This is a genomic window from Limnochorda pilosa (assembly GCF_001544015.1).
Taxonomy (GTDB): domain Bacteria; phylum Bacillota; class Limnochordia; order Limnochordales; family Limnochordaceae; genus Limnochorda; species Limnochorda pilosa.
On record NZ_AP014924.1, the window covers coordinates 575257 to 593631 of the forward strand.

An 18375-nucleotide genomic window follows, 5' to 3' on the forward strand; every position below is an offset into this window, starting at 1 on the left:
GTAGGAACCTGGCATAGATCAAAGGAAAAATGGGTAGATACACAGAACAATCTTCCACGACTGGGAGGAATCCTTCGGCCGGACGGCGAAGGGGCGGTCATCAACACAGGCGCTCGGGGATGCGGGACGTGCGGTGGGTCCGGGAGCCTGGGGGAGCGCTGAACCGTTGGAAGCTGCGTGGTATCGCGTCGCGAACGGGTGGTCGGAGCGCGAGGTGGAGGGGATGGACGCCCTGGGGAGGCTGGTCTTCCGTTCCCACCTCCTGGGGCGGGACCGGGCCGTCTGCAACTGGAAGGGCGGCAACACCTCCACCAAGGGGGTCGTGGCCGACTTCCGGGGCAGGGAGACCCGGGTGATGTGGATCAAGGGCAGCGGGTCCGACCTGCTCACCATCCCGCGGGAGGGCTTCACCTGCCTGGCGCTGGAGCCCGTCGGGGACCTGCTGGAGCGGGAGGCCATGACCGACGAGGAGATGGTCGCCTACCTGCGCCACTGCATGCTGGAGCCCGACCAGCCCCGGCCATCCATCGAGACGCTGATGCACGCCTTCCTGCCCTTCCCCTGCGTGGACCACACCCACCCGGACAGCATCGTCACCCTGTGCAACGCCCGGAACGGCCGGGAGCTGGCCCGGGAGGCCTTCGGCGAGACGGTCGCCTGGATTCCCTACGTGCGGCCGGGCTTCACCCTGGCCAAGCAGGTGGCCTTGGCGGTGCGCGAGAACCCCGGGCTGCGGGCCGTCCTGCTGGCCAAGCACGGGCTCGTCACCTGGGGCGCCACGGATCGGGAGACCTACGAGAGCACCCTGGCCCTGATCAACGACGCGGCCCAGTTCCTTGGCGAACGGGCCGGGGAGCGGCCGCCGTACGGCGGCGTGCGGGTGCAGGCGTGGCCTGCGGAGCGCCGGAGGAGCGCGGCGGCCGAGCTGCTGCCGGTGGTGCGGGGCGCGGTGAGCCGCAGGCAGCGGGCCGTGGTGGTCTTCGACGACTCGGAGGACGTGCTGGAGCTGGTCGGCTCCCGCGACGGGCGGGGCCTGGCGCTCACCGGATCCGCCTGCCCGGACCACCTGGTGCACACCAAGCACCGGCCGCTCTGGGTGGACGTCGACCCTTCGGCGGGGAGCCTGGAGCCCCTGAAGGAGGCCATCCGAACCGGCGTCGAGGCCTACGCGGAGCAGTACCGCGCCTACGTCCAGGCCCACCGGTCGGCGGGCGACCCCGAGGGGGATCCGTATCCTCGCATCGTGCTGGTGCCGGGCATCGGCATGTTCGCGACAGGGAAGGACGCGGAGACGGCCCGGAACGCCGCCGGCCTCTACCACCGGGCCGTGGCGGTGATGCGGGCCCTTTCGTCCGTGGACGCCTTCGAGAGCCTCACCGACGCCGAGGCGTACGCGGTGGAGTACTGGCCCCTGGAGCTCTACAAGCTGACGCTGGCCCCGCCCGAGAAGGAGCTCGCCCGCCGGGTCGCGCTGGTGACGGGGGCGGCCAGCGGAATCGGCCGGCAGGCCGCCGTGCTGATGGCCTCCCAGGGCGCGCACGTGGTCCTGGCGGACATCAACGCCGCGGGCGCCCAGGAGGCGGCCGGCGAGATCAACGGCCGCTGGCCGGGAAGGGCCCTGGCCGTGGCCATGGACGTGACCGAGGAGAGCTCGGTGCGGGACGGCTTCCGGCAGGCCGTCCTCGCCTACGGGGGCCTGGACGTCCTGGTCTCCAACGCGGGGATCGCGATCTCCAAGCCCCTGGAGCAGACCGAGCCCCACGAGTGGCAGAGGCTCTTCGACGTGCTGGTGAAGGGCTACTACCTGGTGAGCCGCGAGGCGGTCCGGATCATGAAGGAGCAGGGTATCGGGGGGTCCATCGTCTTCGTGACCTCCAAGAACGCCCTGGTGGCCAGCCGCGGCGCCGCCGGCTACAACGCCGCGAAGGCGGCGGAGGCGCACCTGGCCCGATCCCTGGCGGAGGAGCTGGGGCCCCACGGGATCCGGGTGAACAGCGTGGCGCCCGACGCGGTGCTGGAGGGCTCCAGCATCTGGTCATCCGAGTGGCGGAACGAGCGGGCCCAGGCGTACGGCATCGACGCCTCCGAGCTTGAGGCCTACTACCGGGGCCGCACCACCCTGCGGGTGAACGTGCGGCCTGACGACGTGGCCGAGGCCATCCTCTTCCTCGCTTCGGACCGCGCTTCCAGGACGACGGGGTGCACCGTCACCGTGGACGGGGGAGTGGCGGCCGCCTTCACCCGGTAGGGAGGCCGGCCGTGCCTGGCGAGAAGCCGAAGGGTGAGGCCTGCCGGGGGCGAGACGGGGAACGCGGCGCCTGGAGCATTCGGCTTGGGTGAGCACAAGGAAAGGAGAGCCGGTATGATGGGGGTCAACCGGCGCTACGAGCTGTGGGCCGAGGAGCAAACAGGCCGAGGCGTGGACCTGGACTGGGTGCGGCGCGAGCTGGACGCTCTGGAGATCGAGACGCCCTCCTGGGGGTATGGCGACTCGGGCACCCGGTTCAAGGTCTTCCACCAGGAAGGCGCGGCACGTGACGTCTACGAGAAGGTTGCGCAGGCCGGAAAGGTGCACCGCCTGACGGGGGCTGCCCCGTCGGTGGCCCTGCACATCCCGTGGGACCGGGTGGACGACTACGGCGCTCTGGCGCGGCACGCCCGGGAGCACGGGGTGCGGTTGGGCGCCATCAACCCCAACCTCTTCCAGGAGGACGCGTACCGCCTGGGCAGCCTCTGCCACCCGGACGAGGGCGTGCGCCGCCAGGCGGTGGAGCACATCCGCGAGTGCATCGAGATCGCGAAGGTCACCGGATCCTCCATCATCAGCCTGTGGTTCGCGGACGGCACCAACTACCCGGGCCAGGACGACTTCCGGGCCCGGAGGCGCCGGTTGCTGGAGGCCCTCCAGCAGGTGACGGCCTCGCTCCCGGAGGGCATGCGGCTCCTGATCGAGTACAAGTTCTTTGAGCCCGCCTTCTACCACACGGACCTGGCCGACTGGGGCACCGCCTACCTCGCGGCTTCCAGGCTCGGCCCCCGGGCTCAGGTCCTGGTCGACACCGGCCACCACGCCCAGGGCACCAACATCGAGCACATCGTGGCCACCCTCCTGGACGAGGGAAAGCTCGGCGGCTTCCACTTCAACGACCGGAAGTACGCCGACGACGACCTGATGGTGGGCAGCATCCACCCCTTCCAGCTCTTTCTGATCCTGAAGGAGCTGGTGGCCGGGCTCCGCGAGCCGGAGCTGGAGCCCCAAGTGCGGCGCGTGGCCTACATGATCGACCAGAGCCACAACATTGAGCCCAAGGTACCCGCCATGGTCCAGTCGGTGGTGAACGTCCAGACGGCCTACGCGAAGGCGCTCCTCGTCGACTGGGGGGCACTGGCCCAGGCCCAGCGGGAGGGTGACGTGATCGGCGCCCACCGCCTCTTGCGCGACGCCTTCGAGACCGACGTGCGGCCGCTCCTCGCCCACTGGCGCGAGGGCAAGGGCCTGCCGCCCGACCCGGTGGCGGCCTCAGCGGGGGTCTAGGACGATGGGCCGCACGGGGCGGGAGGGCGCCCGCCCATGACACCGCTCTCGGTAGAAGCGGTCCTGGCCACCCGGGGCCTGACCAAGTCCTTTTCAGGCCCTCCCGTGGTGCGTGACGTGGACCTCGACTTGCGGCCGGGCGAGGTGCATGCCCTCGTGGGCGAGAACGGGGCGGGCAAGTCCACGTTCCTGAGGATGCTCGCGGGCGTGCACCGGCAGGACCGCGGCCAGATCCTGCTGGATGGGGCGCCGGTGGAGGTCTCCTCACCCTCGGTCGCCCAATCGTACGGTCTCGCCTTGATCTCGCAGGAGCCCATGCTCTTCCCGGACCTGAGCGTGGCCGAGAACATCGTCGCGGGCGAGTACCCCGTGGCCCGCCCCGTTCCTTGGGTGCGATGGGGAGCCATGTACCTTGAGGCCCAGGAGCTCCTGGAATCCATCGGGAGCAACCTGGATGCCCGCCAACGGGTGGGAGGCCTCTCCGTCGCCCAACAACAGATGGTGGAGATCGCGACGGCCCTGGCCCGTCGGGCACGGATCGTGCTCATGGACGAGCCGACGGCCTCCCTCTCGCCCCGGGAGGTGGACCGGCTCTTCGGGATCGTCCGCACGCTGATCAAGCGGGGGGCGTCGGTGGTCTTCGTCAACCACCGGCTGGAAGAGGTCTTCACGATCGCAAACCGCATCACCATTCTGCGGGACGGGGCGAAGGTGGGTACCTTCCCGACCTCAGAGATCACCCGGGACGAAGTGGTCCGCCGCATGGTAGGGCGAGACCTGGTATGGCTCTATGACAAGCCGCCTTCCCAGGCCGGGCCTGTGGTGCTGGAGGTGGAGCACCTCACCCGCCGCGGGGTCTTCCACGATGTCTCGTTCCATGTTCGCCGGGGTGAGATCGTGTCGCTTGCGGGGTTGGTGGGCGCCGGGCGGAGCGAGGTCGCCAGGGCGATCTTTGGCGTGGACCCACCCGATCGCGGAACGGTACGCGTGGACGGCCAGCCGGTGCGGATGCGCTCGCCGAGAGAGGCCCTGCAGGCTGGCCTGGCCTACCTGCCCGAGGACCGCCAGCACCAGGGGCTGGTGCTGCCGCTCTCGGTCGCGCAGAACATCACCCTTTCGATCCTGCGGGAGGTCACCCGTCTCGGATGGCTGCGAACCGGTGCCGAGGAGGCCATCGCCGGCCGCCTCGTGGAGCGCCTCCAGGTCAAGACGGACCGCGTGGCCCAGCCGGTGGAGCAGCTTTCGGGCGGCAACCAGCAGAAGGTGCTGGTGGGCAAGTACCTGGTCACCCACCCCAAGGTGCTGATCCTCGACGAACCCACCCGCGGCGTCGACATCGGCGCCAAGGCCGAGATTCACCGGCTCATGGGCGAGCTGGCCCAACAGGGCCTGGGGATCCTGATGATCTCCTCCGAGCTGCCCGAGGTGCTGGCCATGGCGGACCGGATCCTGGTACTGCGGGAGGGCAGGCTGGTGAAGGAACTGTCCCCGGACGAGGCAACGGAGGAGACGGTGATGCGGGCGGCCGTCGGAGCGTTGGACGGTGTTCCGGAGGGAACCTGCGGTGCGGGCTGAGCCAGGGGCGACGTCGATGGAGATGAGTCCGTCCGTCGAGTCCCCGGCCGTCCGGTGGGTGGCGCGCCTGCGCGATCTGGGCCTTCTGGTAGCGCTCGCGGTCGTGGTGGTCGTCACCGCGTTCCGATCGCCCCAGTTCGCCACTGCGGCCAACTTTCAGCGGATCTTGCTCGACATCTCGTTGCTCCTCATCGTCGCCACGGGAGAGACCATGGTGGTCCTCACCCGCAACATCGACCTCTCGGTGGGCTCAGCCTTGGGGCTGGTGGGCATCACCGTTGGGTTCTACCTCAAGGGTCATCCGGACATACCCACGGGGCTCATCCTGGCCATGGGGATCGGGCTCGGGACGCTGCTGGGTTCGGTGAACGGCCTGCTGGTGGCATGGGGGCGGGTCCCGGCCATCATCGCCACTCTGGGCACCCTCAGCATGTATCGCGGGCTCGTCTTCGTCCAGAGCGGGAGCCAGCAGGTGAACCCGCAGGACCTGCCGGCGCGGCTCATCGCCCTGGCTCGACCCACGGCCCTCCACGTGCCGTGGATGGTGATCCTTGCCCTGGCCATAGCGGTTGCCGCCCTGCTCTTTCTCCGATTCTCGCGCACCGGCCGGGCCATGTACGCCACCGGAAGCAATCCGATGGCGGCGCACCTCCGCGGGATCCCCACCCAGAAGGTGGTCTTCGTGACCTACCTGGTATCCGGGGCGCTGGCCGGCCTCGCGGGGATCCTCTACGCGGCGCGCTTCGCGACGGTGAACCCGGCGTCGGCCGGGATGGGTTTCGAGCTGCAGGTGGTGGCTGCCGTGGTCATCGGCGGCACCAGCATCCTGGGCGGCCGCGGAAGCGTGGTGGGAACCGTGCTCGGCGCCCTGCTCCTCGGGACCATCGCGAACGCGCTGGCGGTGACCGGTGTGTCGGGGTTCTGGCAGCGAGCGATCGAAGGGGGCATCATCCTCGCGGCGGTGTCGGCGGACGCCGTGCTGCGGCAGCATGCCCCAGGGAGGAGGGGCGAGCATGCGTGAACTGCGCTCCCGCCTCTCGGGGCTCCTGGGTCGATCCGAAGCGTTGCTGGTGGCTCTGCTGCTGGCCAGCGGCGCGTTCGGCGCCGCCCTGTCCCCCTACTTCCTGCGTGTATCCACGCTCTTCGATATGACGTCCCAGTTCGTGGAGATCGGCCTCATGGCCCTGGCGATGACGCTGGTGATCGTCCTGGGCGAGATCGACCTTTCGGTGGCTTCCGTTCTGGCCCTGAGCGGGGTCGTCCTGGGTTCGCTGCACGAGGCGGGGATCAGACTGGCCATGGGGCTGCCGGCTGCGCTCGGACTCGGGACCTTCCTCGGCCTCTTCAACGGGTGGCTCACCACCCGCCTGAAGCTGCCGAGCCTGGTGGTGACCCTGGGAACCATGGCCCTCTACCGGGGGCTGGGTCAGATCCTCCTGGGGGACCGGTCGACCTATGGCTTCCCCGCGTGGTTCGTCAGCGTCGACCTGCACTACCTCCCGGGTACACCCGTGCCCCTGCCCCTGGTGATCTTCGCCCTCTTCGCCGTGGTCTTCTACCTCTTGCTTCACAGGACGGTGGCCGGGAGGCTCGTCTATGCCGTGGGCAACAACGCGGAGGCGTGCCGCTTCTCCGGCATTGCGGTGGACCGGGTGAAGATCCTGGTCTTCACCCTCTCAGGCTTCATGAGCGCCGCGGCGGGGATCATGATGACCTCCCGCTTCGGCAGCGCCCGCTGGGACATGGCCACGGGCCTGGAGCTGGACGTGATCACCACCGTCGTCCTGGGAGGGACGAGCATCTTCGGAGGGCGGGGGACCGTGGCGGGAACGGTGCTGGCCCTGTTCGTGATCGGAACCCTCCGTTACGGGATGGGGTTGGCCAACATCCTGCCGCAAAACCAGAGTGTCGTGATCGGAGCCCTGCTCATCCTTTCGATCCTTGCGCCGCAGGTGTGGACGGGGCGGCGGAGACCCCACCTTCCCCGCACCAGTTCGACCACATGACCGGAAAGGAGGCTGTGCCCGGCAGAACCGCTGGCGTACCTGGGGGTAGCCTGATCATCAAGCAACGAGGGAGGCTAGACCATGAGACGGATGACCCTGGCAGCAGGCCGTGTGGTAAGCATCTTGGCGTGGGTGCTCGCGATCGCCATGCTCCTTTCGAACGTGGCGGCGGCTCAGCAGGTCCGCATCGCCTTCATCCCCAAGAACCTGGGGAACCCGTTCTTCGACGCTGTCTACGCAGGCGTGCAGCGGGCGGCGGGTGAGCTGGGCTTCAGCACCGTGGAGATCGGTCCTCCCACCGCGGACCCAGCGTCGCAGATCCCCTTCATCCAGCAGCAGGTGGCTCAGAACGTGGACGCGATCATCCTCTCGGCCAACGACGCGCACGCGGTGGTGCCGGCCCTCCAGGCCGCCATGCGACGGGGCGTGAAGGTGGTCACCGTGGACGCGGACGCCGCCCCCGAGGGCCGGCAGGCCTATATCCAGCCCGTGGACTTCACCAAGATCGGAGAGGAGCAGGTGAAGCTGCTGGCCGAGCTTCTCGGCGGCCGCGGCGAGATCGCCATCCTCAGCGCCACCACCACTGCACCTAACCAGAACTTCTGGATCGAGGGCATGAAGGTGGAGCTGGCCAAGCCGGAGTATTCGGGCATGAAGCTGGTGAAGATCGCCTACGGCGACGACGAGCCGCAGAAGAGCTTCCGGGAGACCGAGGCGCTCCTGGCCGGCTACCCGAACCTCCGGGGCATCATTGCGCCCACAACCGTCGGGATCGCGGCCGGTGCGCAGGCGCTGGAGACCAACCGGGCGGCGGACCGGGTGCAACTCACCGGTCTCGGCCTGCCCAATCAGATGCGGCAATACGTGAAGAACGGGACGGTGACTGCCTTCCAGCTCTGGGATCCTTCCCAGATGGGCTACGCCGCCGTCTACCTGGTGAAGGCGATGGTCGACGGCTTCGAACCGAAGCCCGGGCTCTCCTTCGCCGCCGGGGACCTGGGCGAGCGGGCCTTCGGCGAGAACAACGTCGTGATCGCCGGGCCGCTCACCACGTTCACCGCGGAGAACATCGACCAGTTCGACTTCTAGGCGCAGCTTCTCAAGGGTCGCCTTCAGTGGCAGGGCGGAGCGCGCCGAAGGGCGGGCCCCGCCCTGGCCGGAGGCGGGGCTGACCTGGAGCGGAGCCCGCCCCAGGCAGGTTTCACAGCGAACGGGCGGCTGGAAAGGAGAGAACGCCGTGCAGCGCTATGGTTTCCGCATGCGTCTTCGGAACGATGCGGTGCGGGACGAGTACGTGCGGCTGCATCGCAAGATCGGCCAGGAGGTGCTCGACGCGCACCGCCGGGCCGGGATCCGGAACTACTCCATCTACCTCGCCGGGCGCGATCTCTTCGCCTACTTCGAGGCCGAGGACCCTGCCGCGAGCCTGGAGCGCCTGGCCCGGGAGCCGATCATGAAAGAGTGGTGGGCCCTCACAGGCCCGCTCATGGAGACCGACGTCTCCGGCCGGCCCGTCGCCACGACCCTGCCCGAGGCGTTTCACGTGGACTGAGCGTTGGCCACGCTCAGGACCTCCCGAGGCTATACAGGTCGCGTGTATCGCTCGTCGCCCGGCGTGGGCGCCACGGTCACCAGGATCGAGAAGGGCTCCGCCCCCTCGCACGTCCGGGAGAGGGTGGCCTCCCCGTAACCCGCACCAGGTCGCCGGGGCGGCTGGTTCGCTCCTTCCCGTCGACCTCCATCCGTCCGCTTCCTCGCATCGGCTGGAGCACCACCAGGGAGCCTGTGTACCGGTGCGGGGGCAGCGCCTGGCCCGGGCCGAAGTTGAGCACGAAGGCGGTGGCCTGAGGGCACCCTTCGGCCGGAGAAGGGAGGAAGGACGGGAGGTCTGGACGTGTGCCGCCGGGCTCCGATGCTAGGTCCGGTGCCGGGTCTTGTTCAACGCGTGGACGTTCAGGTAGACTATCCCTGAGCCTCGATGCGGTGAGACGAGGAGGCGGCGGGCATGGCTTCCGAGACGGACCTACGGGCCACCCTGCCCATGAGGCGATGGACCCGCCCCGAATACGAGCGCCTGGGCGAGGTGGGCGTGCTCGGTCCGGACGAACGCACGGAGTTGCTCGAGGGGGTGATCGTGCCGGTGGCTCCCCGGAGCAGCCGTCACGCGACCGGCGTCTTGCGGGTCGAGAGGGCCCTCTTGAAGGTATGTCCCAAAGGATACCACGTTCGAACGCAGCTCCCCCTGGCCTTGGGGGACGCGTCCGAGCCCGAGCCTGACATCGCGGTCGTTCCCGGTACGATCGAGGACTACGAGAACGGCCACCCCAAGACGGCCCTTCTCGTGGTGGAGGTCAGCGATCGATCGCTCAGGGTTGATCGTGACGCAAAGGCCACCCTTTATGCCAACGCAGGCATCCCCGTGTACTGGATCGTGAATCTCGAGGAAGGTCAGTTGGAGGTCCACGAGGACCCTTCTCCAGCCACCAGCTCGCTGCGGGGATACCGGTCCCGGCGTATCTTCGTCACGGGCGAAAGCGTGATCGTTCCCCGGTCAGAAGCCGTCATCGCTGTGGCCAGCCTCCTGCTGAAGGGTACGCCCGGCTGAAGCCGAAAGCACGGTCGGTGGTGCTGCTCCCCGAGACGCTGGTGTCGGTACGGTGTGTCGGGGCAGGGTTTACGCAGCTCGGATCACGTCTGTCCGCGATGCGGTCGGGTCGTTCGTGGATGGAATTGGGGACGAATTCCGCCCACACTGAGACCTCTCCATCGCCGGCCAGCGCCTCGGGGATGATCCGAATCTGCGTTCGACGGCCGTCGTTGGCCGTCGTCTCCCTGACAAGCCGCTGTCAGTCACCCTGTGGTCTCCTGGTCGCAGGACGTGCCACCGCCGCCGTTCGGCTGCGGTTGGGACTCTAGGGAGGCAGCTACGATGATCACGGACGTCAGCAGGGAGCGCTTGGCCCGTTCGATCGTGGCGCTGCTCGATGAGGCTTTCGAGGGTCCGAAGGAGAAGTGGAGCTGGTTCACCGACGTGGATCCCAACGCTGGGATCCTGGGAGTGCTCGGCAGCCTGTCGCACGAGGCGGCCTCCACCCGCCCGGGACCGGACAGGTCGACGATCGTCGCCCACGCGGAGCACGTCCGCTTCAGCCTGAGCCTGGCCAACCGGGCGGTTCGGGGGGAGAATCCTTACGCCACGGCGAACTGGAAGGAGAGCTGGGCCGTCCAGTCGGTGGATGAGGCCGGATGGGAGCGGTTGCGCGAGGCGCTTCGACAGGAGTACCGTGCTTTGCGAGAGGCCGTGGAATCGGGCGACGGCTGGCTCGAGCCGGAAGAGGCGCTCACGGGCACCCTGGCCAACGTGGTGCACGTGGGGTATCATCTGGGGGCGATCCGACAGATGGCACGGTCCCTGGAGGGTGCCGGCGCCCGGTGAGCGACGGGTCTTTGATGCGACCTGTCAGACTCCGACCGGGGAGGCGGGGAGAATGATGCGGCGCGGGCCATCCCTTCCGCTTCTCGACGAGCTGAAGCTTCACCTGACTCCGGTGGTTCGCCGGCTGCCCGCCTACACCCGCCTCCTCTGGGCCCTTTACCGGGACCCGTCTCTCTCCCGCCGCCAGCGGCTCTGGCTCGCGGTGGGGCTGGGTTACTCGATCTCACCGGTGGACCTGATTCCGGGGCTCATCCCGGGTCTCGGACAGCTGGACGACCTTTACGTGGTGCTGCGCGCCCTGGCACGGGTGATGGGCCAGCTTCCCGAGGAGCAGAGGCGGGGCCACCTGGAGGCCGCCGGCGTGGAGCCCTGGGCGCTCGAGGAGGACCTGGGAAGGGTCCGGGCGGCCATCCGCCTCCTGGTGGCGGCAGGGTTGCGCGGATCCGGGCGGGCGGCGGTCTGGGCGGTTCGAACCACCGCAGCCTACGGATCCGCCATGTTCCGGGCGGGGGGAAGAACACTACGGGTTGTGAGAGCCCGGCTCGCCATGCCGCACGGGCGCCCGGTGTAGGGACGCCCGACTCCGCACCCGTTCGACCGAAAGTGGGGAGCGCATGTGCTCGCCTTACCTCTGTGCGGTTCTCTCGCCCCGGCGACCATTTCCCGGGAAATGGTAGGATCTCCAGGTTCGCGTTTCGAGGCACCGACGACAACTCGTTCCTGACATCATGCGGGCGGAGCCGGGGGCGTGAGCCCCATCGGGAGGAGAATGCGTGTGTCATCCCTTCGCAGGAGGCAGGACGAGGACGTGGCGTCTCCAGTCGTGACCTTGATGGACCTGCCCGAGAGGCCGTAGCCCGTATGCTGCTCAGCATGACACCGTGAGACTCTGAGCCCCTGGCTGGATGGCCAGGACCGAAACCCACCGGCTGCCTGAAGGCGGAAGCCCTCCCTTCGTCTAGAGTGAAGGTGGGAGGGAACCTCATGCCGACACCAAGATCCATCCTGGCTCGCCTGGCCCTGACACTCCTGCCTGCGCTCATGATCCTGTCCTCAGTCCTGCCGGGTCAGGCGGAGGAGCTCCCCCCTGCGGCAGCCCCGCCGCGCGCCCACGGCGACCATCCCCTCACCCGGGACGACCTGGGGACCTTCATCGACGGGGTCATGGCCGCTCAGTTCCAGAGCTATCATATCCCTGGTGCGGCCGTGGCCGTGGTGAAGGACGGGGAGATCCTCTTCGCCAAAGGCTACGGGTACAGCGACCTGGAGGCTCGGGAGCCGGTCGACGCGACCCGGACCCTCTTCCGCATCGGCTCGGTCTCCAAGCTCTTCACCTGGACCGCGGTGATGCAGTTGGTCGAACAGGGACGGCTTGACCTGAACGCGGACGTCAACGCTTATCTGGCCGGCACTGGCGTCCACGTTCCTGCCACCTATCCCGAACCCGTCACCATGGCCCATCTGATGAATCACACGGCAGGCTTTGAGGACCGCGGCGTGGGGCTCTTCAGCCACGACCCCGCCGGCGTCCGTCCCCTGGGCGAGGTACTGGCCGGCAGGCTGCCGCAGAGGGTACGCCCGCCCGGGGAGGTCACCGCTTACTCCAACCACGGCACGGCCCTGGCCGGGTACATCGTCGAGCGCATGAGCGGCATGCCGTGGACCGCCTCCATCGAGGAATACGTCCTCAGGCCGCTGGGCATGGAGCACACCACCGTGAGGCAGCCCGTTCCGGCGAACCTGGCGAGCGATCTCGCCACCGGCTATGCGTACGCGGCTGCCCAGGAGCGCTTCGAGGCGGAGCCCTTCGAGTACGTGCCCGCCGCTCCGGCTGGCGCGGCCAGCGCCAGCGCGACCGACATGGCCCGGTTCATGATCGCCCACCTCCAGCTGGGACGCCTGGGGGACGCGACGATCCTCGCACCCGAGACGGCCCGGCGGATGCAGGAGACGAGCTACCGTCAGGACCCCCGCCTCGGCGGCATTGCCCACGGCTTCCTGGAGCAGCCCTACGGGAGTCTTCGCACCATCGGCCACGGGGGCGATACGTTCCTCTTCCACGCCGAGCTGCGCCTCGTACCGCCGGAGGGTGTCGGCATCTTCGTGGTCTACAGCGCCGCCGATGGGGCCATCGCCCGGGATGAGCTGGTCCGGGCCTTCCTCGACCGCTACTTCGGACGGTACGCAGCCGGGCCCGGGTCTTCCGCGGAGCAGCCGGCACAGGCATCGCCGGCGGCACCGGGGACGGCGCAGGCGACGCACGACGGGCAGGCGGTGCAGGCCTACGCTGGCCTCTACGGTCCGGCCCGGGCGCCGCGCACGACCATGGACCGGATGATCGAGCTCCTCAGCGTGACCACCGTCCGGTTCGATCCCACGGGGATCCCTGGGCTGCTGGTGAGGATGTCGCCAGGGACCGCCGCCAAGCGCTTCCGCCAGGTCGAAGCCGGACTCTTCCAGGAGGTCGACGGGCCGGGTCGCATTGCGTTCCAACCGGGGACTGCGGGCCAGCCCGACCGGATCCTCATGGGCTCCGCCTGGATGGGAGAAAGGCTGGCCTGGTACGAGACCCCCTTCTTTCACATCGCCGTGGCGGTGACGTGCCTCGTGGTCTTCCTGTCGGTGGTGGTGGGGTGGCCGCTGGGTTGGCTGAGGGAGCGGCGGAGGCGGGGCCGTTCGGCCGGTGCTGTGCGAACGAGGTCCGCGGGAACGGCCGGCGGCAACGCAACGGGCGTGATCCTGTCGGCCAGGGGCCCCCGGCTCGTGCGGTGGATCGCCGGCGGTTTCAGCGCCGTCTTTCTCGCGACGGGCGTCACCCTGCTGATCGCGCTCCAGGATCCCTTCGCCATCGCCTTCGGCGTGCCCGGGGGCCTGCGGGTCGTCCTGGGTCTGGCGTTGGTCGCGGCGCTCCTGTCGCCCGCCGCGCCGGTGGCGGCCGTGGTGGCCTGGCGGGGCCGCTACTTCAGCCGCGCGGGCCGGGCGCACGTCACGCTGGTGGCCGTTGCCGCGGTCGTCTTCGCCGTTTGGCTGAACCACTGGAACCTGCTTGGCTTCCGGTTCTGAGACTGCTGGACCGCCTACTCACTCGCCCCAGCCGCGCCGTAGGCGGCGCAATCGTGCTCCGCCGTGCCTCAGGAATCCTCGCCGCCCCCGATCCTCGTGGTATGAGGAGCCGTCATCGTCCGTAGGAGTACTCCACGGAGATGAAGTCGGAGTACGTCTCCAGCTGGTGGATGTCGGTGAGGACGAAGGCGAACATGTACTCACCCTCGGGAGCCGAGTCCCAGCCGAACGTGAGGCCGTCCTCGCCGACCACGAATTCGTCCCAGTGGACGTACGTATCCTCCACTTCGTCCTCGTCGCCGCCGACCCACGGGAAGAGAGGGCTGATCCGGTCTCCCGGCCGGATTCGGATCAGGTCCTTCACTGCGACCTCGCCGTCCTCGGCCGTTCCGGGCCAGGCACCGATCACGTCGCCCTCCCAGGTCTCCAGGTCCAGAAGGACCACGAGGTCCACGTCCTCTCCGTTGAGGAGGACCGGAACGGTCCACTCCACCGTGGTGTCGCTGGCGTTCTGCTCGAAGAAGGAGATGGGGGACCCGTTCAGCACGGGCAGCTCGTCGGGCAGGTACTGAACGATCTCCCCCGTCTCCTCGTCGTAGAGGGCCTCATTGACGATGCCCAGGATGATGAACTCGTCTTCGTGGTCCGGATCGGCGTACGCGAGAACGGAGTCCACGGCCAGGACCCGATCGCGGTCCTGGCGAGCGACGGTGACGGTGTAGTACTCGTCGCCCTCCTCGTCCACGTGCATCTCAGGTTCCGCCGAGAGCAGCCTCACGGGCTGGCTCGGCGCGAAGACGTGGCGAGCGTAGGTTTCCACGAACTCCCGGTAGGCGGGGGTGAACGGCGTCGCCTGCAGGTACTGGGCGAGGTTCTCTTCCACGCCCTCCCGGTCGCGGTAGGGAAGCCACACGCTCAGACCCGACGCGTCGGCCTTGCCCCGCCCCGAGATGCTGTAGACGATGGCCTCGGTGAGGCCGGCGCGTACCGCCTCGGCCTCGCGGCCGTACGCGTCCGCCGCCTCGGCCGCGAGGTCGCCGAGGTCCACCATGTCGAAGCTCTCGTCCGAACCGTTGCCATAGCTCTCGGACCTCCGGATCGCCTGGGAGAACTCCCGCAGGCTCTGGGGGTCCGCGGTGATCTCCGCGCCGGCCGCCTCTACGAACGCGTCCAGAGCCTCCACCACCCGGTCCGTCCTGGCCAGGTCGATCACCGAGAGCGTGATGATGTCGGCGAAGCCGTCGTCGTTCTGACGCGAGTGGCGGGCGTAGGAGTCGGCGACGATGCGGCCGAACTCCGCCCCGGTCATCTGAGGGTCCGCGACCAGCGCGCCGAGGCTTGACGCGTAGTCCCAGCCGTTGCCGGGCTCGATCTCCTGCGAGGCCACCATGTACCGGGCAAACGGGCTGAGGGCGTGCGCGACCTCCACCGTCGCCATGAGACAGGCGTCGAAACCGACGAACTCCAGGGCCGTTCCGGTCTCCGCGTGAGCCGTCTCCAGGGCTTGCTGGATGCCCGCGATCGAAAGGGAGGCATACTCGTGCTGCTCGTCCGCCCCGAAACCGATGACCGAACCGGCGCCGTGGTTCCAGAGGATGAGGGCGTACCGCTCGGCAGGGTAGTCCTCCATCGACCAAACGATGAAGTCGGCGAGGGTCTCCGGATCGGCCAGCGCCCGCGAGCCCAGGCCGTCGGCGACGAGCTCGAGTCCGGGGCCTCTGGGGTTGCCCTCGGCCAAATCCGCGAAGGACTCCCGCGTCTCTCGATCGCCACGCAGGTCGCGGCGGAGCTCCCCGGTGCCGCGGTGGACGACGAACCGCTGGTTCTCGTTCGCGTCGATGCCATCCAGGTACCACTGGGACGTTCCCAGCGTCTCGACCACCACGTTCACCCGGTCCGTCGAACCGACCCGCATCATCTCCAGCAGGTCGGCGGTGGCGGCCATGCCGTTGCTCTCCAGGTCGGAACCGTTCATGAAGACCATGACGGTCCAGTCGGCGGTGGTCTGGACCGCGGCAGCGGCCGGGACCAGGACCCACGGGACGACCAGGAACAGGAAGAGGAAGAGAGGCGTTCGGTTCACACGGTGCCGCGGATGCATGCGATGCACTCCTCGCCCGCCACAGGCTCGGCATCACCGGCCGTGACGGAAGTGGTCGGCGTCGTGAAGAGGTAGGGGGCTGACCCACCGGCTCCGTCATTTCAACACATTCATGGTATTTCCTCCCAATATCGTCGTTGACTTGGAAGTGGGTTCGGAGCAGGACGGGGAATGGATCCGCGGCGCCGGGAATCGGGAGGACGGGTGCTGCTTCCAGGAGTGGCAGGATTCTGCCGGCTCGAGACGAAGAGATGGCCTGAGGGAAACTGGTCATACCAGTTGATGAACGTGATCAGACCATCTGGAGGCGAGGGTCGTGGCCGGACCCCGACAGCTCCCCGCGGCGAAGGTGGAATGGCGCCTGGTGGATGCCATCCTCTCCGGAACCTACCCGCCCGGCGGCACCCTGCCTGCTGAGCGGGAGCTGGCTCACGGCCTGGGTGTCGCCCGGCCCACCCTGCGAGAGGCGCTTCACCGGCTGGCTTCCCAGGGCTGGATCACCATCCGCCAGGGGCGGCCCACCGTCGTGAACGACTACTGGACCACGGGCAATCCCCGCCTGCTGGGGGCCCTTGCCGAGCACCCGGAGCGGCTACCGGGCCCCTTCGTGGGCTGGCTCCTCGAGGCCCGGCTCGCCCTGGCGCCCGCCTACGCCCGGGCGGCCGTGAGGGAGGCGGCGGCACAGGTGGTCGCGCTTCTGGCGGGAGCCGAGTCGCTGACGCCGGATCCCCACTCCTACGCCTGCTTCGACTGGGAGCTCCACCGTGCCCTGGCCCGCCTGGGGGGCAACCCCGTCTACACGCTGATCCTCAACGGCTTCGAAGAGCTCTATGCCCGTCTCGCGCCCCGCTACTTCGAGAGAGCCGAGGGGCGGGCCTTCTCCCGTCGCTTCTATGCGAGACTGCTGGACGCCGCCATGGACAGGAACCCGGCTGCGGCGGAACGGGTCACCTGCCGCGCCATGGCGGTCAGCATCCGGCTCTGGAAACGGCTGGACCGGGAGCGCGCCGTGGGCACGCCGGCGACGCCCGGCTCCGAAGCCCCCACAGGGAGGTGACCGCCGTGCGGCGCTGGAACGGCTGGGGCGACGAGGCGGAGACGTATCCCTTGAGCGAGGAGGCCCGGCGCTACCTGGAGGAGCGGGTGGGGCCCGGCGAGCCGCCGGCCGATGCCAGCCTGGAGGAGGTGACCCGCGGGATTCCGGCATCCCGCCTGCCGGATCACCCCCTGGTGACGGCGGACCCGGAGACCCGCCTCCGCCGGGCCCGGGGCCAGAGCCTCCCCGACTGGATCGCCCTGCGCAGCGGGCGGGTGGGCACCGTTCCTGACGGGGTCGCCTTCCCTGAGAACGACGGTCACGTGGTCGAGCTCCTCCGGTTCGCCCGGGAGGCGGGTGCGGCGGTGATCCCCTACGGGGGTGGCACCAGCGTGGTGGGGCACCTCACGCCCGATCCGGAGGGACCGCCGGTGCTCTCGGTGGACCTGGGGCGCCTCTGGCAGCTCCACCGGCTGGACGAGGAGAGCCTGCTGGCCTCCTTCGGGGCCGGGGTCCGGGGGCCGGACCTGGAGGCCCAGCTCCGGTCCCGGGGGTACACCCTGGGCCACTACCCCCAGTCCTTCGAGTACTCGAGCTTGGGCGGCTGGGTGGTCACCCGGTCCAAGGGCCAGCAGTCCCTGGGCTACGGGCGCATCGAGGACCTCTTCGCCGGCGGGCGGCTCCAGGCGCCGGCGGGGACGCTCCACCTGCCCCCCTTCCCCGCCAGCGCCGCGGGTCCGGACCTGCGGGAGCTGGTGCTGGGCTCCGAGGGCCGCCTCGGCCTCCTCACCGAAGCGGTGGTGCGGGTCCGACCCGTGCCTGAGTCCGAGGCCTTCCACGGCTTCTTCTTCCCCGACTTCACCTCGGGCCTCGCCGCGGCCCGGGAGCTGGCGCAGGAACGCCTCGCCCTGACCATGGTCCGCCTCAGCACGCCCCGGGAGACCGAGACCACCCTGCGCCTCGCCGGGCACCAGGAGCTGATCCGGTTGCTGGAGCGCCTGCTGGGCCTCCGGGGGCTGGGGGAGGGGAAGTGCATGCTGCTGGTGGGAGCGGCGGGCCGGCCGGGGCAGGTACGCGCGGCCATCAGCGAGGCCCGGGCGGTGGTGGGCCGCCACGGCGGCGTCCACGTGGGCCGCACCTTCGGGCGCGAGTGGGAGAAGAACCGCTTCCGCACCCCCTACCTGCGGAACGCCCTGTGGGAGACGGGCTACGCGGTGGACACCCTGGAGACCGCCGCCCCCTGGCGGGCCGTGCCCGACCTGGTCGCGGCGGTGGAGGTGGCGCTGCAGTCGGCGCTCCAGCCGGAGAACGAGAGGGTGCACGTCTTCACCCACCTCTCCCACGTCTACCCCGACGGAAGCAACGTCTACGTGACCTACGTCTTCCGGCTGGCGGCGGATCCGGAACAGAACGTGGAGCGCTGGCACCGGTTGAAGGGCGCGGCGAGCCGGGCCATCGGCGCCCGGGGCGGGACCATCAGCCACCAGCACGGGGTGGGGACGGACCACCGCCCCTACCTGGAAGGAGAGAAGGGCCGCCTGGGGCTGGAGGCGCTCCGATCCGCGGCCGGAGCCCTAGACCCTGGCGGGATGATGAACCCCGGCAAGCTGGTGGAGCCCTGAA

Annotated in this window: 14 protein-coding genes; 13 read left to right on the forward strand and 1 reads right to left on the reverse strand. The window is 69.3% G+C overall.

Features of this window, described 5'->3' with window-relative positions:
- Positions 1-166 precede the first annotated feature (166 nt).
- The 11 genes from rhaD (at position 167) to LIP_RS02625 (ending at position 13615) form a co-directional block, all read left to right on the forward strand.
- Complete coding sequence (gene rhaD / locus LIP_RS02575) at positions 167-2248, forward strand: bifunctional rhamnulose-1-phosphate aldolase/short-chain dehydrogenase (protein WP_198409664.1); 2082 nt, start codon at positions 167-169, stop codon at positions 2246-2248.
- A gap of 114 nt (positions 2249-2362) precedes the next feature.
- Positions 2363-3535 carry an L-rhamnose isomerase gene (rhaI, locus tag LIP_RS02580; protein ID WP_407936395.1) on the forward strand — a complete coding sequence of 391 codons (1173 nt, stop codon included), beginning with the start codon at positions 2363-2365 and terminating at the stop codon, positions 3533-3535.
- Positions 3536-3571: 36 nt separating this feature from the next.
- Positions 3572-5110: a sugar ABC transporter ATP-binding protein gene (locus LIP_RS02585; protein WP_068133949.1), complete on the forward strand. Its 1539-nt coding sequence runs from the start codon at positions 3572-3574 to the stop codon at positions 5108-5110.
- 16 nt (positions 5111-5126) lie between these two features.
- The gene (locus LIP_RS02590) at positions 5127-6131 is read left to right on the forward strand and encodes an ABC transporter permease (RefSeq protein WP_198409666.1); all 1005 of its coding nucleotides are present in this window, start codon (positions 5127-5129) and stop codon (positions 6129-6131) included.
- A complete protein-coding gene (locus LIP_RS02595; protein ID WP_068133954.1) occupies positions 6124-7116 on the forward strand; it encodes an ABC transporter permease in 993 nt (330 codons plus the stop codon). Before LIP_RS02590 ends, LIP_RS02595 begins: the two co-directional genes overlap by 8 nt.
- A gap of 81 nt (positions 7117-7197) precedes the next feature.
- On the forward strand, positions 7198-8205 hold the full coding sequence (rhaS, locus tag LIP_RS02600) for a rhamnose ABC transporter substrate-binding protein (protein WP_198409667.1): 1008 nt from the start codon (positions 7198-7200) through the stop codon (positions 8203-8205).
- Positions 8206-8353: 148 nt separating this feature from the next.
- Positions 8354-8668, forward strand: a complete 315-nt coding sequence (locus LIP_RS02605; RefSeq protein WP_068133959.1) for an L-rhamnose mutarotase — start codon at positions 8354-8356, stop codon at positions 8666-8668.
- A 453-nt stretch (positions 8669-9121) separates the two neighbouring features.
- The gene (locus tag LIP_RS02610; RefSeq protein ID WP_198409668.1) at positions 9122-9721 is read left to right on the forward strand and encodes a Uma2 family endonuclease; all 600 of its coding nucleotides are present in this window, start codon (positions 9122-9124) and stop codon (positions 9719-9721) included.
- A gap of 324 nt (positions 9722-10045) precedes the next feature.
- Positions 10046-10552, forward strand: a complete 507-nt coding sequence (locus LIP_RS02615) for a DinB family protein (protein ID WP_068133962.1) — start codon at positions 10046-10048, stop codon at positions 10550-10552.
- Between the two features lie 52 nt (positions 10553-10604).
- Positions 10605-11123, forward strand: coding sequence for a YkvA family protein (locus tag LIP_RS02620; protein WP_068133965.1), 519 nt, complete (start codon positions 10605-10607; stop codon positions 11121-11123).
- A gap of 413 nt (positions 11124-11536) precedes the next feature.
- Positions 11537-13615 carry a serine hydrolase domain-containing protein gene (locus tag LIP_RS02625; protein ID WP_068133968.1) on the forward strand — a complete coding sequence of 693 codons (2079 nt, stop codon included), beginning with the start codon at positions 11537-11539 and terminating at the stop codon, positions 13613-13615.
- Positions 13616-13727: 112 nt separating this feature from the next.
- Here LIP_RS02625 and LIP_RS02630 read toward each other — a convergent pair whose 3' ends face one another.
- Positions 13728-15716: a clostripain-related cysteine peptidase gene (locus LIP_RS02630; protein WP_068133971.1), complete on the reverse strand. Its 1989-nt coding sequence runs from the start codon at positions 15714-15716 to the stop codon at positions 13728-13730.
- Between the two features lie 316 nt (positions 15717-16032).
- On the opposite strand from LIP_RS02630, the gene LIP_RS02635 reads away from it, so the two are divergent.
- Positions 16033-16773 carry a GntR family transcriptional regulator gene (locus tag LIP_RS02635; RefSeq protein ID WP_068133974.1) on the forward strand — a complete coding sequence of 247 codons (741 nt, stop codon included), beginning with the start codon at positions 16033-16035 and terminating at the stop codon, positions 16771-16773.
- Positions 16774-16778: 5 nt separating this feature from the next.
- Positions 16779-18374 carry an FAD-binding oxidoreductase gene (locus LIP_RS02640; protein WP_068133976.1) on the forward strand — a complete coding sequence of 532 codons (1596 nt, stop codon included), beginning with the start codon at positions 16779-16781 and terminating at the stop codon, positions 18372-18374.
- Position 18375 lies beyond the last annotated feature (1 nt).